Below are 25,130 nucleotides of genomic sequence, written 5' to 3'. Positions count from 1 at the left end.
AGTCTGCGGCGGAACCGGGGGATGGGGGTAAGGTTCCGATTTATGGTGTCGCGTTGGTAGATTTGTTTCACGCGAGGGCGCGAAGAAGGCAGGATAGGTTCACGCGGAGGCGCGGAGACGCGGAGAGATCACGTTCGTGGCCTCGCCTCGTGCCGGGCCGGATCGCCTTTCTATGGAATGCCTTCCCAACATGCTCCCCTCCCTGACAACCCCGGCCCCTCCCTTGTCAGGGAGGGGGGTGCCACGAACGCACCTGCTCCGCGCCTCCGCGCCTCCGCGCGAACCCAACTTCCTTTTTCTTCACAGCCATCGCGCACAAACGAAAAAAGGGCGACCGGTCCAACAACCGATCGCCCTTTCGACAAGCCCCAGGAAAACCCGGATCAGTACACCCGCTTCTTCGGCTTGATATACTCCGCCTCGTCGGTGAGCGTATAGTCGTGCACCGGGCGATAATCGATCGCCGTGGTGCCCGTCTTGCCGCCCCAGCCGTCGAACGTCGCGATGGTGTGCTTCATCCAGTTCGCGTCGTCGCGATCGGGGAAGTCCTCGTTCACATGCGCGCCGCGGCTTTCCTTGCGGTTCTGCGCCGACTTGATCGTCACCACCGCCTGCGACAGCAGATTGTCGAGTTCGAGCGTCTCGATCAGGTCGGTGTTCCACACCAGCGACCGGTCGGTGACGTTCACATCGGCCATCGAGCGATAGATGCCGTCCATCAGCTCGACGCCCTCGTTCAGCAGCGCGTCGTCGCGGAACACGGCGCAATGCTTCTGCATCGTCTTCTGCATCGCAAGGCGGATCTTGGCGGTCGGCGTCGATCCGCTGGCGTTGCGGAACTTGTCAAGTCGCGCCAGCGCCAGATCGGCCGAACCCTCGGGCAGCGGCTTGTGCGGCGTGCCGGGCTTCAACGTCTCCTTGAGGCGCAGGCCGGTCGCGCGGCCGAACACCACCAGATCGATCAGCGAGTTGGACCCCAGACGGTTGGCGCCATGAACCGACACGCAGGCGGCTTCGCCGACCGCGAACAGCCCCGGCACGACCGCGTCGGCATCGTCGCCACGCCGGGTGACGACCTCGCCGTGATAGTTACACGGGATGCCGCCCATGTTGTAATGGACCGTCGGCGTCACCGGCAGCGGCTGGCGGGTCAGGTCGACGCCGGCAAAGATCTTGCCGGTTTCGGTGATGCCCGGCAGGCGCTCGGCCAGCACCTTGGGATCGATATGGTCGAGGTGCAGGAAGATATGATCGCCGTCCTTGCCGACGCCGCGCCCTTCGCGCATCTCCATCGCCATCGACCGGCTGACGACGTCGCGCGACGCGAGGTCCTTGGCCGAGGGGGCGTAGCGTTCCATGAACCGCTCGCCGTCCTTGTTGGTCAGATAGCCGCCCTCGCCGCGCGCGCCCTCGGTGATGAGGACGCCTGCGCCATAGATGCCGGTCGGGTGGAACTGCACGAATTCCATGTCCTGCAGCGGCAGGCCGGCGCGCAGCACCATGCCGCCGCCGTCGCCGGTGCAGCTATGCGCCGAGGTGGCGGAATAATAGCAGCGGCCATAGCCGCCGGTCGCCAGCACCACCGAATGGGCGCGGAAGCGGTGGATCGATCCGTCCTCCATGCACAAAGCGATGACGCCGCGGCACACGCCGTCCTCCATGATGAGGTCGAGCGCGAAATATTCGATGAAGAAGTCGGCGTCATACTTCAGCGACTGCTGGTACAGCGCGTGGAGCATGGCGTGGCCGGTACGGTCGGCGGCAGCGCAGGTGCGCTGCACCGGGGGGCCTTCGCCCATGTTCTGCATATGGCCGCCGAACGGACGCTGGTAGATCGTCCCGTCCTCGTTGCGGCTGAACGGCACGCCGGCATGTTCCAGCTCGATGACCGCCGCCGGTGCCTCGCGCACCATATATTCGATCGCGTCCTGATCGCCCAGCCAGTCCGATCCCTTGACGGTATCGTACATGTGCCACGACCAGTGATCGGGCGAATTGTTGCCGAGGCTGGCGGCGATGCCGCCCTGCGCCGCGACGGTGTGGCTGCGGGTCGGGAAGACCTTGGTGATGCACGCGGTCTTCAGGCCCGCCTCGGCGATGCCCATGGTGGCGCGCAGGCCCGATCCGCCTGCCCCCACGACCACCGCGTCATAGGTGTGGTCGATGATCTTGTAAGCGTCGGTGGCCATTATGCGGGCGTCCCGGTGAAAGCGATCTTGAGGATCGAGAAGACGGCGAGCAGCCAGGCCGCGCCATAGACGAAGTTCAGCGCGATCATCAGCACGACCTTGGTCTCGTCATGCTGGTAATCCTCGATCACCGTCTGGAGCCCCAGCTTGGCGTGATAGACGACCGAGGTGACGAGCAGCAGCAGCGGCACCGCGCCCCATGCCGATCCGACCCAGTCGACCATCGTCTTGTAGTCGTGGCCCGGCAGCAGCGCGAGGCTGAGGATCAGCCACGTCATCAGCAGCAGGTTGGCGCCGGCGGTCAGCCGTTGCTGCCAGAAATGATGCGCGCCGGTCTTGGCCGACCCCAGGCCGCGAACGCGACCGATGCTCGTACCATTGCCCATTACTGCTTCCCCACGATCAGCCACGCCCACAGCAGGACGGTGGCCGCGACGCCGAACACGATCGTCGCGATGGCGCTCTGCCGGTTGCCCTTCAATTCGAAATTCGCGCCGACATCCATGAAGAAGTGACGCACGCCGTTGCCGACATGCTGGAACAGCGCATAGCTCAGCCCGATGCCGAACAGATAGCCGACCGGGGCGAGCGGCCCGGTGAACCACGACAGGAAGCGCGCATAGCTCTCCTCGCCGCCCGACAGCGCCGCCAGCCACCACACGAACAGCGCAAGGCCAACGGTGCCCATCGCCACGCCGGTCGCGCGGTGCAGGATCGACACCAGCATGTTCGGACCCCAGCGCCAGACCTGAAGATGGGGCGAGGTGGGACGGTTCTTGGGGCGGACGGTTGCCAAATTCGGATTCCTTTGGCTCGGGGCCTTGAAATATTGTGGCCTATCTACGCACCCGCGTCCCCGATGCAAGGGTCGTTGCGCGAGTCCGGTACTCTATGGACTGCTCCGGCAACGCCCGATCAGCGCGGTGCCGGCCCGCTCGAGGCAAGCGACGCAACGCGCTGTTAACCCTTCCGGCGGTACTCCGGCAAGGAGCAGATGTCCCACGGTTGCGTGGGCGGGCACAGGGGATCAGGACAGGTGGCGACCAGACAGCTTCCGGCAGCCGAAAGCGTGAGCGGGACGATCGACCTGCAGGAACGCCTGCGCATCTTCAACATCAGCGAGGACGACGTGCTCGGCTCGCGCGCGCTGTGGAGCGTCATCGAACCCGAAGCGCGCAGCATCGCCACCAGCCATTTCGATCAGGCGCAGCGCGTCGGCGCGCTGCCCAGCCTGCACACCGACTTCGACCGCATGGTGCAGCTCGGCGTGAACTATCTGCGCAACCGCTTCACCGACCTGACCGGCATCGCCTGGGTCCAGTCGATCGAGCGTACCATCGCCACCGCCTTCTCGCGCGACGTGTCGCTCACCGCCGTCCTGTCGATGACCGATGCCGGGGCGCGCGCCACCTTCGACGTGCTGCGCCGGGCGATCACCGACGAGGAAACCTTCCGCGAGGCGGCCGAACTGCTCTTCCGCCTGCGCTCGATCGAGATCGATATTTTCGTCTCGCTCTACAACGCCTATTTCCAGCATGATCTCCAGGTCGGGCGCGACCGGCTGGCGCATGAATTCCGCGACAACATCGGTGCGACGGTCGAACGCGCCAGTTCGGAAAGCGATTCGCTGCGCGTCCATGCCGGGCGCACTTCGGCCAGCGCGCGCGGGATGCTCGGCAAGGCATCCGAAGTCGCCGCCGCCGCCGAACAGTCGGCGGTCGCGATGCGCGAGGCGGCGGCGACCTCCGCCGGCCTGATCCGCGCGATCGAGGACGCGCGCACCGAGGTCGAGGCGGCCGCCGAGATCGCCACCCGCGCCTCGAAACAGGCGGGCACCGCCGTCGGCATGTCCGAAACCCTGTCCGATCACGCCAAGTCGATCGAATCGATCCTGGGCCTGATCCGCGACATCGCCGGGCAGACCAACCTGCTGGCGCTCAACGCCACGATCGAGGCGGCGCGCGCGGGCGATGCCGGCCGCGGCTTCGCGGTGGTGGCGCAGGAGGTGAAGAGCCTCGCCAGCCAGACCGCGCGCGCGACCGACGACATCGCCGCCAAGATCGCCGCGATCCAGGCCGCGACCCGCTCGACCGTGGAGACCAACGCCTCGATCCGCGCGACCGTGACCGAGGTGCAGGAAAGCGCGATCCGCATCCGCCACGCGATGGAAGTACAGGCGCAGACCGTCACCGCGATCACCGCCGCCGTCGACGAAACCGCGCTTGCCGCCGATTCGATGTCCTCGACGATCGCCGCGATCCGCGAGGACACCGAAACCGTCGCCTCCGAAATCGACCGGGTGGGCGACGGCTTCACCTCGCTCGACCAGGAACTGGGCGCACTGAAATCGAGCGCGGTCGACTTCATCGGCAAGGTAGCGGCGTAAGGCGCGACCCTCCTCCCGGCAAAGGCGGGGATGGGGGATGTGATCGACGCGACACCTGTACCACTATCGTCACCCCGGACCTGTTCCGGGGTCCACGGTTCCACCGGCGATGTCGCTTGCGCCTTCTTGGGTATCGTGCGCGGCGAAGTGGACCCCGGAACAAGTCCGGGGTGACGACAAGGTCGCAGAACCGCACTCTCCGGTTCCAAGCCCTGCGGTTTCCCCCTACACCCCCGCCCCATGGCCAACATCCTCCTCACCGGCGGGTCGCGCGGGATCGGCGCGGCGATCGCGGACACGCTCCGCCCCGACCACGCGCTCGCCGTCCAGTCGACCAGCGGGCCGCTCGCCGCCGACTTCGCCGATCCCGCCGCCCCCGCCGACCTCTGGGCGCGCGCGCTCGACGCCCTCGACGGGCGGATCGACGTACTCGTCAACAACGCCGGCGTGTTCGACGCCAACCCGCTCGACCTGCACCATGCCGACTGGGTCGCCGGCTGGGAGCGCACCATGCGCATCAACCTCACCGCCGCCGCCGAACTGAGCCGCCTCGCCGTCACCCACTGGCAGGACACCGGCACCCCCGGCCGCATCGTCAACATCGCCAGCCGCGCGGCGCATCGCGGCGACAGTCCGGCGCACTGGCATTATGCCGCGTCCAAGGCCGGCATGGTCGCGATGACCAAGACCATCGCCCGCGCCTATGCCAAGGACGGCATCCTCGCCTTCGCCATCTGCCCCGGCTTCACCATGACCGGCATGGCCGAGGATTATCTGGCAAGTCGTGGCGGCGACAAGCTGCTCGCCGACATTCCGCTCGGCCGCGTCGCCATGCCGGACGAGGTCGCCGCCATCGCCCGCTTCTGCGCGACGGACGCCCCGCCGTCGATGACCGGCGCGGTGCTCGACGTGAACGGCGCGAGCTACGTGCGATGAGCTGGAAACTCACCCTTCCCTGCACCCGCGCCGAGGCCGAGGCGATCGACGCCGCCGACGATTACGGGATCGACCCCGCGCCCGTGCTGATGACCACCGAAACGGTCGAGGACGATACCGAAACGTGGCGGCTCGACGCCTATTTCGAGGGCTGGCCCGACGCGCAGGCGGTCGCCGCCATCGTCGCACTGGTGCCGAGCGCCGCCGATGCGGTGCCGACGCTCACCGAACTGGGTGACGAGGACTGGGTGACGATGAGCCAGGCGGGGCTCGAACCGCTCCACGTCGGCCGCTTCTTCGTTCACACCGCCGCGTGGGACGGCGATCACCCGGCGGGCACCCGGCCGTTCCTGATCGACGCCGGCCGCGCGTTCGGCACCGGCCATCACGAAACGACCAGCGGCTGCCTCGCCATGCTCGATTCGCTGGCGGACCGCTTGTTCGCCAACGTCATCGATCTAGGCACCGGCACCGGCCTGCTCGCCTTCGCCGCGCGCGAATTGTGGCCGCAGGCACGGGTGATCGCGACCGACATCGATCCGGTGGCGATCGACGTCACCGCCGCAAACGCCGCGCTGAACCGCTCCGAGCGCGTCGAGCTGATCGTTGCCGACGGCGCACTGGCGCAAGCGATCACCGACGCCGCGCCCTACGACCTGCTGATCGCCAACATCCTCGCCGGTCCGCTGATCTCGATGGCCCCCGAAGTCGCCGCCATCGCCGCGCCCGGCGCGACGATCGTGCTGGCCGGCCTGCTGGAGACCCAGCGCGACGCGGTCGTCGCCGCCTATGCCGCCTGCGGCACGGTGCTGGAAGAGGTCGACCGCCGCGGCGACTGGAGCGTGCTGCGCCTCACCGCCGGCCGGGAACGCTACATCCCCACCGCCCCGATCGACCCCAAGGGCCGCGACGGCTGGGCACTGGACCTGTGATTCCTCCCCTCCCTGACAAGGGAAGGGTCGGGGGTGGGTCGGCCCGCGAGGGACGGTTCCGCCAGCCCCAAGCCGACCCACCCCCAGCCCCTCCCTGTCAGGGAGGAGAGCGCGCAATTGGCCGACCCACCCGACCCAAATCGTCGCTCCCGCGCAGGCGGGAGCCCATACACGCCGACGTCGTGGCAAGAAGCGCAACCGCTGCGTCTATGGATTCCCGCCTGCGCGGGAATGACGAGGGGACATAGAGCAGGCACACAACGACTGCCGCACACCCCTCCGCGTCTCCGCGCCTCCGCGTGAACCCTACCCGACCTTCCCCAACGCATAGGCCTGCGATCCCCGCGTCAAGACCACATCCTCGGGCAACACCGCATCCACCGCCACCGCTGGCGCATGCCCGATCGCGGCATAGACCGGCGCGAAATCGGTCTCGATCGTCAACCGCAGCAATTCCTCGAACGAGGGGATGACGAAATAGGTCTGCTGGAAATCGTCGATCCGATAGTCGGTGCGCATCACTCGCGCGAGATCGAGCATCACCCGGTTGGGGCTGGCATCCTCCAGCGAGAAGCGCGTTTCCGACGCGCTCGACACAATGCCCGCGCCATAGATGCGCAACTCGCCCTCTTCCTGCACCAGCCCGAATTCGACCGTGTACCAGTACAGCCGCGCCAGTTGCTTGAGCGACCCCAGCTCCAGCGCGCGCAGGCCCCCCCGGCCATAGGCGGCGAGGTAATCGGCGAACACCGGATCGGCCAGCATCGGCACATGACCGAACACGTCGTGAAAGACGTCGGGTTCCTGCAGATAGTCCAACTGATCGGGCCGGCGGATGAAATTGCCCGCGACGAAGCGGCGGTTGGCCATATGGGTGAAGAACACGTCGTCGGGCACCAGCCCGGGCACCGCCACCACCCGCCATCCGGTCAGCGCCTCCAGCCGGTCGGACAATTCCTCGAAATCGGGAATCCCCGATTCTGAAAGCTTCAGCGCATCCAGCCCGCGCAGGAACGCCGCCGAGGCGCGACCGGGCAGCAACGCCATCTGCCGCGCATACAGCGTGTCCCATGTCGCATGATCCTGCGCGCTATAGGCGTCCCACCCCTGCGGGATGGTCCAGTCGGCGTTGGCGCCCTCGGGCGGGCGGTCGAGTACATGGGTTTCGCTTGCCATTCCCGCATTGTAGCATGCGCCATGACGATACGGAAACTGCTGCGCCGGAGTTCGGGTATGCTCGGCGGCCTGTTGCTCCTCCCCGGCCTCTACCTGCTCGCCGGGCTGGCGGGCGGCGCGATTCCCGCCGGCGGCACCACCCCGGCGCGCGGCATCCGCATCTATGTCGAGGATAACGGCATCCACACCGGCATCGTCGTGCCCGCGCGCATCGGCGACGTGAATTTCGATGATCTGGTACGGCCGGGCGACTTCGCCGATTCGCGCCATGCCGGCCACGCATGGCGCTCGTTCGGCTGGGGCGAGCGCGGTTTCTATCTCGGCACGCCGACATGGGCCGATGTGAAGCCCGCCACCATCCTCGCCGCCGCGCTCGGCAGCAACGCGGTGGTGATGCACGTTGACGCCCTGCCCGATCCCGCCGGACAGCGCGGCGTCTATCCGCTCACCCTGTCGCCCGGCCAGTACCGCCGCCTCGCCGCGCACATCCGCGCCAGCTTCGCGCCGGGCCATGCGCCGATCGCCGGCTATGGCCCGTCCGACGCCTTCTATCCCGCGCGCGGCCGCTACAGCGCCGTCACGACCTGCAATAGCTGGACCGGCGCGGCGCTGCGCGCGGCGGGCGTGCCGATGGGGGCATGGACGCCGTTTCCGGTGACGGTTACGGCATGGCTGTGATCCATGGGCCGCCCTCGCTCCGGCAGTTCCTTGCCGAAACGCCCCGCGCCGCATGGGCACTGGCGGGCACCCCGTTCCGGTGGAGCGCCGCGCTGGACGGTGCGCCGCGCGGCGACGGCGGTCCGGTGCTGCTCCTGCCCGGCCTGTTCAACAGCGACCGGTCGATGCTGCTGATGGGCCGCTTCCTGCGCAGCCTCGGCCATGCCCCGCATGGCTGGAGACTGGGCCGCAACTTCGGCCAGCGCAGCATCGGCGCGGATGGCGCGGCCCTGTTCGCGCGGATCGACCATCTGGCGCAGGCGAGCGGCCGCCCGGTCGCGCTGGTCGGGGTCAGCATGGGCGGCATCATGGCCCGCCTCGCCGCGCATCGCGTGCCCGCGTCGGTCGAACAGGTCGTCACCGTCGCCAGCCCCTATGCCGGCCCGGCGCGCGCCACCCGGGTGTGGCGGCTCTACGAATGGATCAGCGGCGAATCGGTCGACGATCCCGCGCTCCTCGCGCTCGCCGACGAGGTCCGCCGCCCCCTGCCCGTCCCCGCCACCGCGATCTGGAGCGCCAGCGATGGCCTCGTCAACGGCCTGTGCTGCCATGTCGCGGGCGAGCCCGACTGCCACGCGGTCCATGTGCCGAGCAGCCATTACGGCGTCCAGACCCGCCCCGCGATCCTACGCGCGGTGGCGCAGGCGCTGGCGGCGAACTGTCCTACAGCGGCGACATCGGGCAGGGTGGCGGGAACGGCGGGCTGAACCCCGCCGCGCTCCTTGGACATCGTCGATGGTCGTACCCGCGAATGGTTCGCAACAACTGTGCTGTTAGTGTAAACTTTGTAAACTTTGGGGGGAATTGCCGACCCGCAAAGACCTGCCCCGCCGCAACGCGCCCGACCCCACCCATTCGTCATTCCGGCGAAGGCCGGAATCCATATACGCTGACGATGCGGCTCCTGACCGGGAGCCGTTCCGAGTCCCACAAGCCCCGCCACGGGCAAAGCCCACGTCGTCGGACGGCGCTTTCCGCGCCGCCGGCCGGGCGCGCCTGATGCGACGCGGTGCTGCTTCGCTGCACCTCGCCCGGCGCGCCATCGTCATTCCGGCGAAGGCCGGAATCCATACACGCCGACGGTAGCGGCTCCTGCACTGGCAGCCGTTCCACCCCCCCCAAGCCCCGCCACGGGCAAAGCCCGTGCCGTCGAACGGCGCTGCCAGCGCCGCCGGCGGGGCGCGCCTTTATGCGGCTTGGCGTAGCTTCGCTACGCCTTTGCCCGGCGCGCCGCTAATCCCTGTCCCGGCGCGCCTCCGCCCGGCGCTCTGCCTCACGCCGCCGCATCTCCCGCCCCTCGCGCGCTTCCTTCTTGCGCATCTTGCGGCCGTAGTTGCGGTCGGCCTCCGACTGGCTAGTTGTGGTCCAGTCGACCACCTGTGCCCCCGCGCGCACCGGCGCGGTCGCCACATTCCATACCGTGCTGACGCAGCCCCCGGTCAGGGGGGCCAGCATCAACACCATCCACGCCGCTCGCATGCTCCGGGAAATCCTCAATAGGGTTTGTCGCGTACCTGCGCCCCGATTAGCGGAAAATCGGTGAAGAAACCATCGACGCCCGCCGCCACCGCATCGGCGATCTCCTGCCCGACCCGACCCTGCGCCGCCGGACCACCCTCGACCCGGTAGCGTTCGGGCAGGAACACATTCTCCGCGCGATACGTCCACGGATGCACCCGCAGCCCGGCACGATGCGCGTCATGGATCAGCGGCTTGCCATCGGCGACCATCGACTTGTTCGGCCCGATCCCCCACGCATAGCCCGCGACGGCCTTCAGCCCCGCCGGGCTCGCCATCGCCGCATAGCTCGCCACCGCGCGGTCGGCCGGGCCGCCGCTGGCATCCATCAACTGGATCAGCCGGATGCCCGTCAGCTTCTTGAGCGCCTTGAGGTTGTTCACCTCGAACGACTGGATGAAGACCGGTGCCTCCGCCGAATCCCATCCCGCCGCCTTCAGATCGGCGACCAGCCGTGCCTCCATCGGATGGCCGATCGACGCGAAATAGGTCGGATGCTTCGTCTCGGGATAGATGCCGATCGTCCGCCCGGTCGCCGCCGAGGCCCGCCTGGCCAGCGCGATCACCTCGGCCAGCGTCGGCACGCCGTCCTGCCCATCATAGGCGGTGTTGCCGGGGCGCAGCTTCGGTAGCCGCTCCTTCGCCCGCAACGTCCGCAGCTCGGCCAGCGTGAAATCCTCGGTGAACCAGCCGGTCATCGCCTGCCCGTCGATCGTCTTGGTCGTCCGCCGCGCGGCGAATTCGGGGTGATCGGCGACGTCGGTCGTCTCCGAAATCTCGTTCTCGTGCCGCGCGACGAACACGTTATCTTTCGTCAGCACCAGATCGGGTTCGATGAAATCCGCTCCCTGCTCGATCGCGAGTTGATACGCGGCGAGCGTATGTTCGGGCCGCGATCCGCTCGCCCCACGGTGAGCGATGACGATCGGCGGCGACAGGGGACGTTCCTCGTTCACGGCAGTTCCTCCGGCCAGCGCCATCACCAGCATCAACCCCAACATCTGCGATCCTTTCGCAACAGGAAACCCTTTGCGTTCGGGACGTTGCCCGTTCCTACCCTCGGAGCACCGCCCCCATGCACTTCACCATCAACGGCCAGCCCCATCAGGCGGAGGTCGACATCCGCACCTCGCTGCTCGATCTGCTGCGCGAACATCTGTCGCTGACCGGCAGCAAGAAGGGATGCGATCATGGCCAGTGCGGTGCCTGTACCGTGTTGGTGAACGGCCGCCGTATCAATAGCTGCCTGACCCTCGCCGTGATGCATCAGGATGACGAGATCGTGACGATCGAGGGATTGGGCACCCCCGGCGACCTTCATCCGCTGCAGGACGCCTTCGTCCGCCACGACGGGTTCCAGTGCGGCTATTGCACGCCGGGGCAGATTTGTTCGGCGGTCGGCATGCTCGACGAAGTGGCGAAGGGCTGGCCAAGCCACGTCAGCGCCGACCTGTCCGATCCCGAGTTCACCGACGCGGAAATCCGCGAACGGATGAGCGGCAACCTGTGCCGCTGTTCGGCCTATCCCAATATCGTCGACGCGATCCGCGAAGTCGCCGACGCGAACCAGCCCGCCCATGCGGAGGCAGCGGAATGAAATCGTTCGACTATGCCAAGGCCGACAGCGCCGAAACCGCCGTTGCTGAGGCCGCCCACCCCGACACCCGCTTCATCGCCGGCGGCACCAATTTGCTCGACCTGATGAAATTGCAGGTCGAAACCCCCGCGCGCCTCGTCGACATCAGCCGCCTGCCGCTGTCCGACATCGAGGAAACCGACGACGGCGGCCTGAGGATCGGCGCGCTGGTCCCCAATTCCGACCTCGCCGCCGACCCCAAGGTTCGCGACCGCTACGAGGTGCTGAGCCGCGCGCTCCTCGCCGGTGCCTCGGGCCAGCTCCGCAACAAGGCGTCGACCGGTGGCAATTTACTCCAGCGCACCCGCTGCTATTATTTCTACGAGACGGCGTCGCGCTGCAACAAGCGCGTGCCCGGCTCTGGCTGCGACGCGCAGGAAGGCTTCAACCGCATCCTCGCCGTCCTCGGCACGTCCGACCACTGCATCGCCACCCACCCCAGCGACATGGCCGTCGCGATGCGCGCGCTGGATGCCACGATCATTACCCTCGGCGGTGACGGCGAGCGGCGGCGGGTCCCGATCGGCGACTTCTACCGCCTGCCCGGCGACCGCCCCGATGTGGAAACGGTGCTGAAACCGGGCGAACTCATCACCCATATCGAACTGCCCCCCGCCCCGGCGGGCCGCCAGACCTATCGCAAGGTCCGCGACCGCGCCTCCTATGCCTTCGCCTTGGTGTCGGTCGCCGGCATTGTCGCCGTAGAGGACGGCACGATCACCTCGGCGCACCTCGCCTTCGGTGGTCTGGGGCCAATGCCGTGGCGCGATGCCGCGGTCGAATCGGCGCTGGTCGGCAATGCTCCCTCCGACGCGCTGTTCGGGCAGGCCGCCGACATCCTGCTGCGCGACGCCCGGGGCTTCGGCAGCAACGACTTCAAGATTCCGCTGGCGCGCCGCACGCTGATCGCCACGCTCAGGGAGCTGACCGCATGACCACCAACGCGCTCCAGATGGACAAGCCCGTCGAACACAGCCTGCTCGACGACGGCGTGCAGGGCATCATCGGCAAGGGGCTGGTGCGGGTCGACGGTCCGCTCAAGGTCGCGGGACAGGCGACCTATGCCGCCGAATACGACATCCCGAACCTCGCCCACGGCTTCCTCGTCCGCGCAACCTTCGCGGCGGGCAAGATCACCGCGATCGATGCCGAGGGGGCCAAGGCGCTGCCCGGCGTGATCGACGTGGTGGTCGATCTAAAGACCTTCATCCGCAACCCGCAGCAGGGCGGCGAAACGAACGCCCCGACGCAGGGCGTGGCCGACGTCGCCTATTTCGGCGAGCCGGTCGCGATCGTCGTCGCCGAGAGTTTCGAGGTGGCACGCGACGCGGCGGCGCTGGTCGTGGTCCGCTTCGAGCCCGCAACGGGAGTCTATACCTTCGACGACCATCTCGACAGCGCGGCCAAGCCGCCGCCGGGGTCGATGCCGCCCTATCACGAACAGGGCGATCTCGACCGTGCGATGGCCGGTGCGGCCTTCACCGTCGACGACGTCTGGCGCACCCCGTCGCAGAATTCGGCAGCGATGGAGCCGCATGCTTCGATCGCGGTATGGGACGACGACGGACTGACGCTGTACGGCTCGCTCCAGATGCCGTCATCCGACAAGCAACAGCTCGCCAAGGCGCTGGGCGAACGTCAGTCGAAGGTCCGCATCGTCGCGCGCTACATCGGCGGCGGCTTCGGCTCGAAGCTCGGCATTGCGCCGGATGCGGTCGCGACCGCTATCGCCGCCAAGGCGGTCGGCCGTCCGGTCAAGACGGTGATGACCCGCCAGCAGGTGTTCGAGGCGACGCTCCGCCGCTCGAACACGCAGCAGCGCCTGCGCCTCGCCGCCGATGCGGACGGCACGCTGACCGGGATCGGCCACGAAACCCTGTGTTCCAACCTGCCGGGCGAAGGCTATTTCGAACCCGCCGGACAGGCGACCTCGTTCCTCTACGGCGGCGAAAACCGGGTCATCACCCATGATCTGGTCGAACTGAACCAGACGCTGTCGGGGTCGATGCGCGCGCCGGGCGAGGCGGTCGGCCTCCTCGCGCTCGAAAACGCGATGGATGAACTGGCGGAACTCGTCGCGCTCGATCCGGTCGAACTGCGCCGCCGCAACGATCCCGACCGCGATCCGCAAAAGGACATTCCCTATTCGTCGCGCGCGCTCACCCGCTGTCTCGATGAAGGGGCCAGGGCGTTCGGCTGGGAGACACGCAACCGGACGCCGGGCGGCAGGCGCGAGGGCGACTGGCTGATCGGTCAGGGCATGGCGTCGACCACCCGCGCCAACATGCTGCAACCCTCTGAAGCGGCGGTGTCGCTCGGGGCCGACGGGCGTGCGCTGGTCGAAACCGACATGACCGACATCGGCACCGGCACCTACACCATTCTCGCCCAGATCGCGGGCGAGATGCTCGGGCTGCCGGTCGAGCGGGTCGACGTGCATCTGGGCGATACGAAGTCGCCACCGGGCGCGGGGTCGGGCGGATCATGGGGCGCGGGCAGCGCCGGATCGTCGGTCTATCTGGCGTGCGAGAGCCTGCGCCAGCAACTGGCGAAGGTGATGGAGGCAGACCCCGCCGACCTGACGCTCAAGGATGGCCATGCGACCGCCGGCAACCGCCGGGTGCCGCTTACCGACCTGATCGGCGACGGCCTGACCGCCACCGGGTCGATCAAGCCGGGCAAACAGGAAAAGCTGACCTCGCAGGCCAGCTATGGCGCGCATTTCTGCGAAGTGAAGGTCCATGCCGTGACCGGCGAGGTGCGCGTCACCCGCTGGCACGCGACCTTCGCCGCCGGGCGCATCCTCAACCAGCAGACCGCCCGGTCGCAGTGCATCGGCGGCATCGTGTTCGGCATCGGCACCGCGCTGACCGAAGATCTGGTCCATGACGACCGCGACGGGCGGATCGTCAACCACGACCTCGCCGAATATCATGTCCCGGTCCACGCCGACGTTCCGGCGATGGACATCGTGTTCCTCGACGAACGCGATATCCATGCCAACCCGCTCCATGCCAAGGGGATCGGCGAACTGGGCATCGGCGGAGCGGGCGCGGCGGTGACGAACGCGATCTACAACGCGACCGGCATACGGGTGCGCGACTATCCCGCGACGCTCGACAAGCTGCTCGAAGGATTGCCGGTAATGTGAAGGGTCGTGCGGTGCCGGCCCGCCCCGGCACCGCACGAACACAGCGCGTTTTTCCCTTGTTCGCATTTGCGGCAGCACTACCTGTCATGTATCTGACGCGCATATCGGGCGGAGCATCGCCCCCAAGCTGACCGAGCGAGCACCATGGCCGAATTCCGTTTGCCCAAGAACAGCCGCATCCAGAAGGGCACGACCCACACGTCGGCGACGAAGGGCCGGATCAAGAAGTTCAAGGTCTATCGCTACGACCCGGATTCGGGCCAGAACCCGCGCTACGACGATTTCGAGATCGATCTCGACGAATGCGGCCCGATGGTGCTCGACGCGCTCATCAAGATGAAGTCGGAGCAGGACCCCTCGCTCACCTTCCGTCGTTCGTGCCGCGAAGGCATTTGCGGATCCTGCTCGATGAACATCGACGGACGCAACGGCCTCGCCTGCACCACCGCGATCGAGGACATCAAGGGCGACATTCGCATCACGCCGTTGCCGCACATGGAAGTCATCAAGGACCTCGTCCCCGATTTCACCCATTTCTACGCGCAATATGCCTCAATCAAGCCGTGGCTCCAGACGGTGACGCCCGAACCCGCCGGCAAGGAACGGCTCCAGTCGCCTGACGATCGCGCGAAGCTCGACGGGCTGTACGAGTGCATCCTGTGCGCCTGCTGCTCGACCTCGTGCCCCAGCTACTGGTGGAACAGCGACAAGTTCCTGGGTCCCGCAATTCTGTTGCAGGCCTATCGCTGGCTGGCCGACAGCCGCGACGAGATGACCGGCGAGCGGCTTGACGAATTGGAAGATCCGTTCCGCCTCTATCGCTGCCACACGATCATGAACTGCGCCAACGTCTGCCCCAAGGGGCTGAACCCGGCCAAGGCGATTGCCGAAATCAAGAAGATGGAAGTCGAACGCGCCATCTGATCCGGCGCCCCATCGGGTTCGAGCCTGCCCGAAGCCCGTTTTCGACCGGCTCGAACCCTTGGTGGATTGATCGTTGCAGACCGTTCTTGCCCGTTACGACTCGCTGGTGGCCAGCGGTGAACTCCGCCCCGACCCCGAACAGCGCGCCGCCGCCGAACGATTGTCGCGGCTCGCCGGCCAGATCGATACCCCGCCCAAGCGCGGCCTGTTCGCCCGGCTGACCGGCAGCGGCGCGCCGGCCCCGCGCGGCGTGTATCTGTGGGGCGGGGTCGGGCGCGGCAAGTCGATGCTGATGGACCTGTTCTACGACTGCGTCGCCGAACCGGCCAAACGCCGCGTCCATTTCCACGCCTTCATGATCGAGGTCCACAGCCGCCTTGCCGTCGAACGCGCCAAGGAAGCGGGCAACCCGGTGCCCCCGGTCGCCGAGGCACTGGCCAAGGATCTGAAGCTCCTCGCCTTCGACGAGATGGTCATCAACAACACCGCCGACGCAATGGTGCTGTCGCGACTGTTCACCGAGATGATGACCCACGGCGTAACGGTGGTCGCGACCTCCAACCGTCCGCCGGCCGATCTCTACAAGGACGGGTTGCAGCGCGACAGCTTCCTGCCGTTCATCAAGCTGCTCGAGGCGAACCTTGACGTGCTGCCACTCAACGGTCCGGTCGATTACCGCCGCGACCGGCTGGGCGCGGTCGATACGTGGCTGGTGCCGAACGGCCCGGCCGCTACGAGCACGCTGTCCGCCGCCTTCTTCCGCCTGACCGACCATGCCGTCGAAGACCGCGATCATGTGCCGTCGTGCGACCTCGACGTCGGTGGCCGCACGCTGCACGTTCCCAAGGCGCTGAAAGGCGTCGCCGTGTTCAGCTTCAAGCGGCTGTGCGGCGAGGCACGCGGCGCGCCCGATTATCTGGCGGTCGCGCGGACGTTCCACACCGTCATCCTCGTCGGCATCCCGGTTCTGGGACCGGACAACCGCAACGAGGCGGCACGGTTCGTGACGCTGATCGACGCGCTCTACGAATATAAGGTCAAGCTGCTGGCGGCGGCGGATGCCCGGCCGGGCGATCTCTACCCGCGCGGCGACGGCCGGTTCGAATTCGACCGCACGATCAGCCGGCTGGAGGAAATGCGCTCCGACGACTATCTCGCGCAGGGCCACGGCACGGACTGAGCTACCGCCGGCCTGCGCTCCGCTTCCCCATCACGTCACCCCAGCGCAGGCTGGGGTCTCCGCGAGGCGCGTGCTGCGGTATCCACGAGAAAGACCCCGGCCTTCGCCGGGATGACGGGGTTCATCCCCGCCGCGCGTCCGCCTTCTTGGTGCGCAATGTCGCCGACGCCGCCGCCGGATCATCGGGCCATGGATGGCGCGGATAGCGGCCGCGCATCTCCTTCGACACCTCGCGCCAGCTTCCCGCCCAGAACCCGGGCAGGTCGCGCGTCGTCTGGATCGGCCGTCCGGCGGGCGAGGTCAGGCTCAAGGTCAGCGGCACCCCGGCGACCATCGGATGGGTGGCCAGCCCGAACAGCGCCTGCACGCGCAGCTCGACCCGTGGCCCCCCTTCGGCGGCATAGTCGATCGCGTGGGTCGAACCGGCGGGACTCTCGAACCGGGCAGGCGCGAGGCGGCGCACCTGCTGCATCCAGTCCCAGCCCGCCTGCCCCTCCAGCGCATCGTGCAACGCCGCCGGATCGACCACGTCGAGCCGGCGCTTGCCCGCCAGCAACGGCGGCAACCAGTCGTCGAGCGTGGCGAGCAATGCGCCATCGCCCAGCGGATCGTCGTCGCCCCGCATCGCCGCGACGAACGCCGATCGCCGCCGCAGCGCCTCCGCTCCCCCAGCCCAAGACAATAACGAAAGGTCGCGCCGTACCCCTTCGAGCAATGCATCGGCGATCTCCTCGCGCGAGGCGGCGGCGTCCGGCCCCGACGACAGCCGTACCGCCCCCAGCCGCCGTTCGCGCAGCGCGGTGATCGCCCCGGTCGCGGGATCGAAGGTCACGCTGCGCCGGGTCACGATCGCCTCGCCGAACAGCGCCTCGACACTCGCCGGCTCGATCGCCACCGCCGACAGGATGCGCGCGCCCGCCGCCTGCCCCTGCGTCTCCGCCACCGCCAGCCATTCGCTCGATCCGAAGCCGCCGCCCTCCAGCCGGAAACCGCGCCCGCCGACCGACGCCCAGCGCTCGCCCGCCGCGTCGCGCCGCTTGGCGATTCGGTCGGGAAAGGCCAGCGCGACGCTGCGCGCCAGCGCATCGGCCGGCGAATCGTCGCGCCCCGCCACCAATCGCCGCCACCGGTCGGCCAGCCGCCGCGCGCCATCGGCGCGTTGCCCGCGCTCGGACAGCCAGCGGCGACGGCGCGGGTCGAGATCAATGTCGTTGCCGCCCAGACCGCGTTCGCCGAGCAGCACCGCGACCTCGGCGGCGACACCGGCGAACCCGCCCTCCCCGGCGCGGATCAACATATGCCCGAGCCGCGGATTGAGCGGCAGCGCGGCGATAGCGAGGCCATGCGGCGTCGGCCGTCCATCGCTATCGATCGCACCGAGCGTGGTCAGCCGCGCGCGCGCCTCCTCGACCGCCGCCGCGCTGGGCGGGTCGAGCCAGCGCAGGCTCGTCGGATCGCCCACCCCCCATTTGCCGCATTCGAGCACCAGCGCCGACAGATCGGCCTCCAGTATCTCGGGCGGATCGAAGCGCGGCAGCCCGGCGGTGGCGGCGGCTTCCCACAGGCGATAGGCGACCCCCGGCCCCTGCCGTGCCGCGCGCCCGGCACGCTGCGTCACCGCCGCCTGGCTCACACGCTCGGTGGTGAGGCGGGTCATCCCCGCCGCCCGGTCGTAACGCGGTCGCCGCGCCAGCCCCGAATCGACCACTACCCGGATCCCGTCGAGCGTCAGCGAGGTTTCGGCGATGCTGGTCGCCAGCACGATCTTGCGCCGCCCTTCCGGGTCGGGCGCGATCGCCGCGCGCTGTTCGGCGGGCAGCAGCGTGCCGTGCAGCCGGTGCAGCACCACGCCCTCGGGCACGACCAGCCGCTGCGCGGTGCGTTCGATCTCGGCGACCCCGGGCAGGAAGGCGAGGATGCCACCATCGTTTTCCCTGAGCGCAAGGCGGATCGTGGCCGCCACCGCATCCTCGATCCGGCTTTCGGCATTGCGGCCCAGATGCCGCAGCTCCAGCGGATAGCTGCGCCCCTCGCTCTCGATCACTGGTGCATCGTCCATCAACGCGGCGAAACGATCACCGTCGAGCGTCGCCGACATGGCGAGGATGCGCAGATCGGGCCGCAACGCGGCTTGCGCATCGAGCGCGAGTGCCAGGCCGAAATCGCTGTCGAGGCTGCGTTCGTGAACCTCGTCGAACAGCACCGCCGACACCCCGGCCAGCTCGGGATCGGCCTGGATCCGCGCGACGAAGATGCCCTCGGTCATCACCGTCACCCGCGTCGACGCCGACCGCTTGCTGTCCATTCGCGTGGCATAGCCGAAGGTCCGGCCGACGCCCTCGCCGGCGGTCGCCGCCATGCGTTCGGCGGCGGCGCGCGCGGCGATCCGACGCGGCGACAGCAACAGGATTTCGCCGCCGACCCATGGTTCGGCGAGCAGCGCGGGCGCGACCGCCGTCGTCTTGCCCGCGCCGGGCGGTGCGACGAGCACGGCAGACGAGCGGGCACGCAAGACGGTCAGCAGATCGGGGAGGACGGCATGGATCGGAAGCATCGCAGCGACCTCTAGGGCGGATCGACATTCAACGAAATGCCGTCCCAATCTGCTCCCCTCCCTGACAAGGGAGGGGTTGGGGGTGGGTTGGCCGGTTGTGGAGCGCGTACGTTTCCTTAGCAGCCGACCCACCCCCGGCCCCTCCCTTCTCAGGGAGGGGAGGCGCCTGAGCCGCCGTCCGGCTGAATGTCGATGGGTCCTCGCAATCCTTCCCCACTACCGGAAATGGCTTACAGCGTGTCGGGATCGGGGCCGAGGCGGCCGTCCGCACGGTCGAGCGCATCGATCGCGGCGACCTGTTCGCCCGACAATGTGACCGACTGCGCCGCCAGATTCTCCTCGATCCGCGCGCGCGACGATGCCTTGGGAATCACACCCAAACCGGCCTGCAAATGCCATGCGAGGATCACCTGCGCCGGGGTCGCGCCGATGTCGCGGGCGATGCCGGCGATCACCGGATCGGCGAGCAGCTTGCCCTGCCCCAGCGGCGACCAGCTCTGCGTCACGATGCCGAGCCGTTCGTGCGCGGCGCGTGCCTTACGCTGCTGAAAGGTCGGATGCAGCTCGATCTGGTTGAGCGCCGGCACCACACCCGTCGCATCGGCGATCCGGTCGAGATGCTCGGGCGAGAAGTTCGACACGCCGATCGAGCCGACCCGGCCGTCCTTCTGCAACGCCACCAGCGCGCGCCACGTATCGACATAGCGGTCCTGCGACGGCATCGGCCAGTGGATCAGGAACAGGTCGATCCTGGGCAGGTTGGCGACACTGGCGTCGAACGCGCGCAGCGCCTCGTCATAACCCATCGCGTCGCGCCACAATTTGGTGGTGACGAACGCATCGGTCCCGCCGGTCGCCGCGCCAACCCCGGCTTCGTTTCCATAGAAAGCAGCGGTATCGACCAGCCGATAGCCGGCATCCAACGCCTCGCGCGACAGGCGTTCGGCGTCCTCGGGCGGGACCAGATAAGTGCCGAAACCGATCGCGGGGATGGTGCGGCCGTCGTTCAACGTCAGGTCGGTCATTCGGAAATCCTTCGTTCACGCGCCTGCTACATCGGCGCTTGGTTCGCGATGAAAAGCATGGCCGGACTGTTATACCGGCTGCGGGACACGACATCGGTCGCCGGGCTCATAACCCGGTACGTCATGGACGTGTAAGAGGGGGTCGTGTCCTACCCCGCCGGGCGACCGTCGGCATCCATCAGCACCTCGCGCCGGCCGACATGGTCGGGACGCGAGACGAGGCCCTCCTTCTCCATCCGTTCGATGAGGCGCGCGGCGGAGTTGTAGCCGACGCGCAACTGGCGTTGCAGCCAGCTCGTCGACGCCTTCTGGCTTTCGGCGACCAACTGGCACGCCTGACGGAAGATCTGGTCCTCGGGGGAATCATTGCCGGTGGGCGCGCCGTCGAGGCTGAAGCCGGCATCGCCTTCGGGTTCGTTGACCACCGCGTCGATATAGTCGGGCGCGCCTTGGCTCCGCCAGAAATCGGACACCGCCTGCACCTCGTCGTCGCTGACGAACGGCCCGTGGACGCGGGCCAGCGCCTTGCCGCCGGGCATGTAGAGCATGTCGCCACGCCCGAGCAGTTGCTCGGCCCCCTGTTCGCCGAGGATGGTGCGCGAATCAATCTTGCTGGTGACGTGGAAGCTGATCCGCGTCGGCAGGTTCGCCTTGATGACGCCGGTGATGACGTCGACCGAGGGGCGCTGCGTCGCCATGATGAGGTGGATGCCCGCCGCGCGCGCCTTTTGCGCGAGGCGCTGGATCAGGAATTCCACCTCCTTGCCCGCCGTCATCATCAGGTCGGCGAGTTCGTCGACGATCACCACGATCTGCGGCAGCGGGGCGAGGTCGAGCGTCTCCTCCTCATACACCGGCGTGCCGTTTTCGGCGTCGTAGCCGGTTTGTACCTTGCGACCGAGCTTCTGCCCCTTGGCGGTCGCCGCGCGGACCTTTTCGTTGAAGCTGGCGAGGCTGCGGACGTTGATCGACGCCATCATGCGATAGCGGTCCTCCATCTGCTCGACCGCCCATTTGAGCGCGCGGACCGCCTTTGGCGGATCGGTCACGACGTCCGCCAGCAGATGGGGGATGCCGCGATACATGCTGAGTTCGAGCATCTTGGGATCGATCATTATCATGCGGCACTGGTCCGGCGTCAGCCGGTAGAGCAGCGACAGGATCATGCAGTTAAGGCCCACCGACTTGCCAGAGCCAGTGGTGCCCGCGACCAGCAGGTGCGGCATGGGGGCAAGGTCGGCGACCACCGGATCGCCGGCGATATTCTTGCCGAGCACGATGGGGAGCTGCGCATTCTGGTCGGCGAACGCCTGGCTCGCCATCAGTTCGTGGAGGTTGACCGTCTCGCGCTTCTGGTTGGGCAGTTCGATGCCGATGACGGTACGCCCCGGAATCGTCGCGACGCGCGCCGAGATGGCGGACATGTTGCGCGCGATGTCATCGGCCAGCTGGATCACCCGGCTGGCCTTGATGCCCGGTGCCGGTTCCAGTTCGTACATGGTGACGACCGGGCCGGGCGAGACCTTCACGATCTGCCCCTTCACGTTGAAGTCGTCGAGCACGCTTTCGAGCAGCCGCGAGTTGCGCTCCAGCGCCTGTTTGTCGATCGTCGGCCCGCTCGACGCGGGCGCGCGCGAGAGCAGGTCGAGCGACGGAAGCGCGAAATTGTCGCGGCCTTCGCTGCTCGCGGGTTTCGGCGCGCTGGCCAGCGCAGGCGATGCCTTACGGTCGGCGATCACCGGCGGCGGGCGGCGATCGGCCTCGGCACGCTGGCGCGGCGGTACGGCGGCGGGAACGTCATCGTCGTCCTCGTCCGACAGCGGATCGCCGACGAAGGGTGCTACAGGGGCCATGTCGAACGGTGCATCGTCGGCGGCGGCATCGCGGGTGGCGGCGACCGCCCTGGCGCGACGTTCGAACCTGGGCAGGCGGAAGGTGCCATCGGGAATCTCGATCGTCAGCCCCTTGGCCCAGCGCCAGATACCGAACACGCCGCACAGCAGCGCCACGACGCGGATCAGCCACAGCTCGGCGACGGGCTGGCCGATCAGATGGATCAGCCCCTGCACGGCGGTGGCGATGCTCCAGCCGATCACCCCGCCATAGCCCGCCGGCAGCGTCAGGATCGCGTCGCCCGACACGAAGGCGAGCGTGGTGCCCATCGCCAGCACCCCGACCACGCAGTCGCGGATCATGTACTTCCACGGCCCCACCGCCACGTCGCGCCACAACCGCACGCTGACGATCAGCGCCAGCGGCAACAGCAACGCCACCGGCACGCCGAACAGCATCAGCAACAGGTCGGCGACCATCGCGCCGGGCGCGCCCAGCTTGTTGGCGATCGGGCCGCCCGCCGCCGTGCTGAGCGACGGGTCGGCGGGCGAATAGCCGAGCAGCGCCAGCACGATCAGCAGCACGCCGACGAACAACAACGTCGCCCCGATCAACGCGCCGCTGCGCTTCGCCCCCGCCTTCATCGCCTCGCGCCACAACAGCGGCTGCGCGTTGGTCGCCATTCGTTCGATTCCTGTTCGATAAGGCGATCGGTTTGCGCCGGGGTGTACCGCGTCGTCAAGGCGGCGTTGCGGCGGGTGGCCGCAACCCCTAGATCGGGCGTCATCCAACGACTTCGCAGGAACGGACGGACTTCATGGCACAGGCGGACGTCATCATCCTGGGGGGCGGGCTGGTCGGCAGCACGTTGGGCGTATCGCTCGGCGTTCACGGCATTTCGTCGATCATCCTCGATCCGGTCGATCCGGCGGTGACGCTGGCCCCGGGGTTCGACGGCCGCGCCTCGGCGATCGCCAGCGCGACGCACCGGATGTTCGACGCGATCGGCATCACGCCGGGGTTGGGGGCAGAGGGCTGCCCGATCGCCGCGATCCGCGCGACGGATGGCTTGGCACCGGGCAAGCTCGACTTCATCCCCGATGCCGCCGACGATCCGGTAGGGGTGATGTACGAGAACAAGCGCCTGCGCCGCGCGATCTACGACGCCGCCGTCGCCAGCCCCCATCTCGACCTGCGTTACCGCGACCGTGCGCTCGACGTGCAGCGCGGCGCGACCGGCGTGACGGTGACGACCGCCGGCGGCGATACGCTCACCGCGCCGCTGCTGATCGCCGCCGAGGGGCGCAATTCGCCGACGCGGGAAAGCGCGGGCATTCGCGTGGCCAAATGGTCGTACGATCATGCCGCGATCATCACCACGCTCGGCCACGCCGAACCGCACGAGAATATCGCCTACGAGATCTTCTACCCGGCAGGCCCGTTCGCGATCCTGCCGTTGAACGACGACGCGCACGGCCACCGCTCGGCGATCGTGTGGACGGTCGATGCGAAGGACCGCGACGCCATGCTCAAGCTGTCAAACCGCGCCTTTCTTGCCGAAGCGTCGAAGAAAATGGGCGGGTTCCTCGGGACCCTGTCGAACCTGTCGGCGCGCTCCAGCTATCCATTGGGCTTCCACCATGCCGCGCGGATCACGGCGGACCGGCTGGTACTGGTCGGCGATGCCGCGCACGGCATCCACCCGATCGCCGGACAGGGGTTGAACCTCGGCCTGCGCGACGTCGCGGCGCTGACCGAGGTGCTGGTCGACGGCAAACGCACCGGGCTCGACCTCGGCGATCCCTATCTGCTCGAGCGCTACCAGCGCTGGCGGGGTCTCGACACCTTCGCGGTGGCGCTGGCGACCGATGGCCTCACCCGGCTGTTCGGCATCCCCGGCAAGGCGGCGAGCGCGGTGCGCCGCTTCGGCCTGTCAGCGGTCGATTCGATCCCCCCGCTGAAAGCCGCGTTCATGGCCGAAGCGCGCGGCGAAACCGGCAAGCTGCCCAAGCTGCTTCAGGGCATAACCGCCTAACCCCCGAAAATCGCCGCGCGTCCTTCCAGCCCGGCGCGCACCGCCTCGCGATGTTCCGCGCCCTGCAGCAGCGCCTGTTGCTCGCGCCGTTCGGCGGCGAGGATCGCGGTGGCATCGGCATCATCGGCCAGATTGGCCAGCCGCTTGGCGGCGCGGACCGCCGCTGGGCTGCGACCAGCGATGGCGCGGGCCAGCGCGCGGGCGGCGGTCAGCGGATCGTCGACCACCTGCGTAACGAACCCCGCCGCGCATGCCTCCGCCGCATCGAACGTCCGCGCGGTATAGGCCAGCTCGCGCAACACATCGCCGCGCACCCCGCGCCACAGCGCGAAACCGGCCATGTCGGCGACCAGCCCCCATCGTGCCTCGAGGATCGCGAAGCGGGTGGCGGTATGGGCGATGCGGACGTCGGCCCCGGCGGCGATCTGCAACCCGCCGCCCAGCGCTTCGCCGTGCAGCGCCGCGATCACCGGCATCGGCAAGGTGCGCCAGCCCCACGCCACCTGCTGCACCCGGTTGGCCGGCCCGTACGCGACATCGCCCAGATCGAGGTCGCCCGCCCCCGCCGCCATGCTGGCAAGGTCGAGGCCCGCGCAGAACCCCGCCCCCTCGCCGGCAAGGATCACGCAGCGCGCGTCCAACCCCTCAAGTGTCGCGATGGTATCGATCAGCGCGTCGAACATCGCTGGATCGATCGCGTTGCGCTTGTCGGGCCGGTTCAGCCGCACCTCGGCGATCCCGTCCGCGATCGCCATCGTCACCCGCTGCATCGTCCCGCTCCTTTTGCCCGGACGATAGCTGCACCGGCCCGGCTTCGCCACATTGCACGCGACGAGGGAACCGGCGGCGGCCACCGCTCGCTTGGGGGCCGGGGCGACACGATGCGGCACCACCGGAATTTTCGGATGCCATGCGATATTCGTGCGACAATTGAACGA

General features: G+C 68.3%; 21 protein-coding genes. 11 read left to right on the top strand and 10 right to left on the bottom strand.

Translation table 11 applies throughout. The features are described 5' to 3' along the window. Positions 1-383: 383 nt before the first annotated feature. Genes sdhA through sdhC form a run of 3 tightly spaced genes read right to left on the bottom strand, consistent with a single transcriptional unit; the run spans position 384 to position 2,985 of the window. Positions 384-2,189, bottom strand: coding sequence for a succinate dehydrogenase flavoprotein subunit (gene sdhA, locus ASG37_RS06740; protein ID WP_055757509.1), 1,806 nt, complete (start codon positions 2,187-2,189; stop codon positions 384-386). After that, positions 2,189-2,575, bottom strand: coding sequence for a succinate dehydrogenase, hydrophobic membrane anchor protein (gene sdhD, locus ASG37_RS06735; protein WP_055757507.1), 387 nt, complete (start codon positions 2,573-2,575; stop codon positions 2,189-2,191). Before sdhD ends, sdhA begins: the two co-directional genes overlap by 1 nt. Further along, positions 2,575-2,985, bottom strand: coding sequence for a succinate dehydrogenase, cytochrome b556 subunit (gene sdhC / locus ASG37_RS06730; protein ID WP_055757506.1), 411 nt, complete (start codon positions 2,983-2,985; stop codon positions 2,575-2,577). Before sdhC ends, sdhD begins: the two co-directional genes overlap by 1 nt. A 273-nt stretch (positions 2,986-3,258) precedes the next feature. On the opposite strand from sdhC, the gene ASG37_RS06725 reads away from it, so the two are divergent. From ASG37_RS06725 to ASG37_RS06715, 3 genes are all read left to right on the top strand, one after another. Then, positions 3,259-4,575: a methyl-accepting chemotaxis protein gene (locus ASG37_RS06725; RefSeq protein WP_235525133.1), complete on the top strand. Its 1,317-nt coding sequence runs from the start codon at positions 3,259-3,261 to the stop codon at positions 4,573-4,575. 240 nt (positions 4,576-4,815) lie between these two features. After that, positions 4,816-5,511 carry an SDR family NAD(P)-dependent oxidoreductase gene (locus ASG37_RS06720; RefSeq protein WP_055757502.1) on the top strand — a complete coding sequence of 232 codons (696 nt, stop codon included), beginning with the start codon at positions 4,816-4,818 and terminating at the stop codon, positions 5,509-5,511. Then, entirely contained in the window at positions 5,508-6,443 is a 936-nt protein-coding gene (locus tag ASG37_RS06715; protein WP_055757501.1) for a 50S ribosomal protein L11 methyltransferase, read from the top strand. The genes ASG37_RS06720 and ASG37_RS06715 overlap by 4 nt, the downstream gene beginning before the upstream one ends. Positions 6,444-6,749: 306 nt before the next feature. Here ASG37_RS06715 and phhA read toward each other — a convergent pair whose 3' ends face one another. After that, a complete protein-coding gene (phhA, locus tag ASG37_RS06710) occupies positions 6,750-7,619 on the bottom strand; it encodes a phenylalanine 4-monooxygenase (protein ID WP_055757498.1) in 870 nt (289 codons plus the stop codon). A gap of 21 nt (positions 7,620-7,640) precedes the next feature. On the opposite strand from phhA, the gene ASG37_RS06705 reads away from it, so the two are divergent. Both ASG37_RS06705 and ASG37_RS06700 read left to right on the top strand, forming a co-directional pair. Next, positions 7,641-8,297, top strand: a complete 657-nt coding sequence (locus ASG37_RS06705; RefSeq protein WP_235525132.1) for a TIGR02117 family protein — start codon at positions 7,641-7,643, stop codon at positions 8,295-8,297. Then, complete coding sequence (locus ASG37_RS06700; RefSeq protein WP_055757494.1) at positions 8,288-9,043, top strand: hypothetical protein; 756 nt, start codon at positions 8,288-8,290, stop codon at positions 9,041-9,043. The genes ASG37_RS06705 and ASG37_RS06700 overlap by 10 nt, the downstream gene beginning before the upstream one ends. 526 nt (positions 9,044-9,569) lie before the next feature. Here the strand turns inward: ASG37_RS06700 and ASG37_RS06695 are convergent. Next, positions 9,570-9,815 (bottom strand): hypothetical protein, encoded by a 246-nt coding sequence (locus tag ASG37_RS06695; RefSeq protein WP_055757492.1) that lies wholly within the window; start codon positions 9,813-9,815, stop codon positions 9,570-9,572. 14 nt (positions 9,816-9,829) lie between these two features. Then, positions 9,830-10,855, bottom strand: coding sequence for a glycerophosphodiester phosphodiesterase (locus ASG37_RS06690; RefSeq protein ID WP_235525131.1), 1,026 nt, complete (start codon positions 10,853-10,855; stop codon positions 9,830-9,832). A gap of 74 nt (positions 10,856-10,929) precedes the next feature. Here ASG37_RS06690 and ASG37_RS06685 point away from each other — a divergent pair, with 74 nt between their 5' ends. The 5 genes from ASG37_RS06685 (at position 10,930) to zapE (ending at position 16,745) form a co-directional block, all read left to right on the top strand. Beyond that, the gene (locus ASG37_RS06685; protein ID WP_055757490.1) at positions 10,930-11,451 is read left to right on the top strand and encodes a 2Fe-2S iron-sulfur cluster-binding protein; all 522 of its coding nucleotides are present in this window, start codon (positions 10,930-10,932) and stop codon (positions 11,449-11,451) included. After that, on the top strand, positions 11,448-12,425 hold the full coding sequence (locus ASG37_RS06680; protein ID WP_055757488.1) for an FAD binding domain-containing protein: 978 nt from the start codon (positions 11,448-11,450) through the stop codon (positions 12,423-12,425). Before ASG37_RS06685 ends, ASG37_RS06680 begins: the two co-directional genes overlap by 4 nt. Then, positions 12,422-14,641 (top strand): xanthine dehydrogenase family protein molybdopterin-binding subunit, encoded by a 2,220-nt coding sequence (locus tag ASG37_RS06675; protein WP_055757486.1) that lies wholly within the window; start codon positions 12,422-12,424, stop codon positions 14,639-14,641. Before ASG37_RS06680 ends, ASG37_RS06675 begins: the two co-directional genes overlap by 4 nt. A gap of 144 nt (positions 14,642-14,785) precedes the next feature. Further along, positions 14,786-15,565, top strand: coding sequence for a succinate dehydrogenase iron-sulfur subunit (locus ASG37_RS06670; RefSeq protein WP_055757485.1), 780 nt, complete (start codon positions 14,786-14,788; stop codon positions 15,563-15,565). 73 nt (positions 15,566-15,638) lie between these two features. After that, positions 15,639-16,745: a cell division protein ZapE gene (zapE, locus tag ASG37_RS06665; protein ID WP_055757482.1), complete on the top strand. Its 1,107-nt coding sequence runs from the start codon at positions 15,639-15,641 to the stop codon at positions 16,743-16,745. A gap of 121 nt (positions 16,746-16,866) precedes the next feature. Here the strand turns inward: zapE and hrpB are convergent, their stop codons facing one another. The 3 genes from hrpB to ASG37_RS06650 form a co-directional block, all read right to left on the bottom strand. After that, a complete protein-coding gene (gene hrpB / locus ASG37_RS06660; RefSeq protein ID WP_055757481.1) occupies positions 16,867-19,299 on the bottom strand; it encodes an ATP-dependent helicase HrpB in 2,433 nt (810 codons plus the stop codon). 230 nt (positions 19,300-19,529) lie between these two features. Next, positions 19,530-20,324: an aldo/keto reductase gene (locus ASG37_RS06655; RefSeq protein ID WP_055757479.1), complete on the bottom strand. Its 795-nt coding sequence runs from the start codon at positions 20,322-20,324 to the stop codon at positions 19,530-19,532. A 149-nt stretch (positions 20,325-20,473) separates the two neighbouring features. After that, a complete protein-coding gene (locus tag ASG37_RS06650; RefSeq protein WP_055757477.1) occupies positions 20,474-22,840 on the bottom strand; it encodes an FtsK/SpoIIIE family DNA translocase in 2,367 nt (788 codons plus the stop codon). Between the two features lie 134 nt (positions 22,841-22,974). Between ASG37_RS06650 and ASG37_RS06645 the strand changes: the two genes are divergently transcribed. Beyond that, on the top strand, positions 22,975-24,192 hold the full coding sequence (locus tag ASG37_RS06645; protein WP_055757475.1) for a UbiH/UbiF/VisC/COQ6 family ubiquinone biosynthesis hydroxylase: 1,218 nt from the start codon (positions 22,975-22,977) through the stop codon (positions 24,190-24,192). Here the strand turns inward: ASG37_RS06645 and ASG37_RS06640 are convergent. Further along, complete coding sequence (locus ASG37_RS06640) at positions 24,189-24,962, bottom strand: crotonase/enoyl-CoA hydratase family protein (protein WP_055757474.1); 774 nt, start codon at positions 24,960-24,962, stop codon at positions 24,189-24,191. The genes ASG37_RS06645 and ASG37_RS06640 overlap by 4 nt on opposite strands. Positions 24,963-25,130: the final 168 nt, after the last annotated feature.

The sequence above is a fragment of the Sphingomonas sp. Leaf407 genome (assembly GCF_001425385.1).
In the GTDB taxonomy this organism is placed as follows: Bacteria; Pseudomonadota; Alphaproteobacteria; order Sphingomonadales; family Sphingomonadaceae; genus Sphingomonas.
Note: the sequence above shows the minus strand (reverse complement) of the source record. Positions and strands in the feature narration are given on the sequence as shown.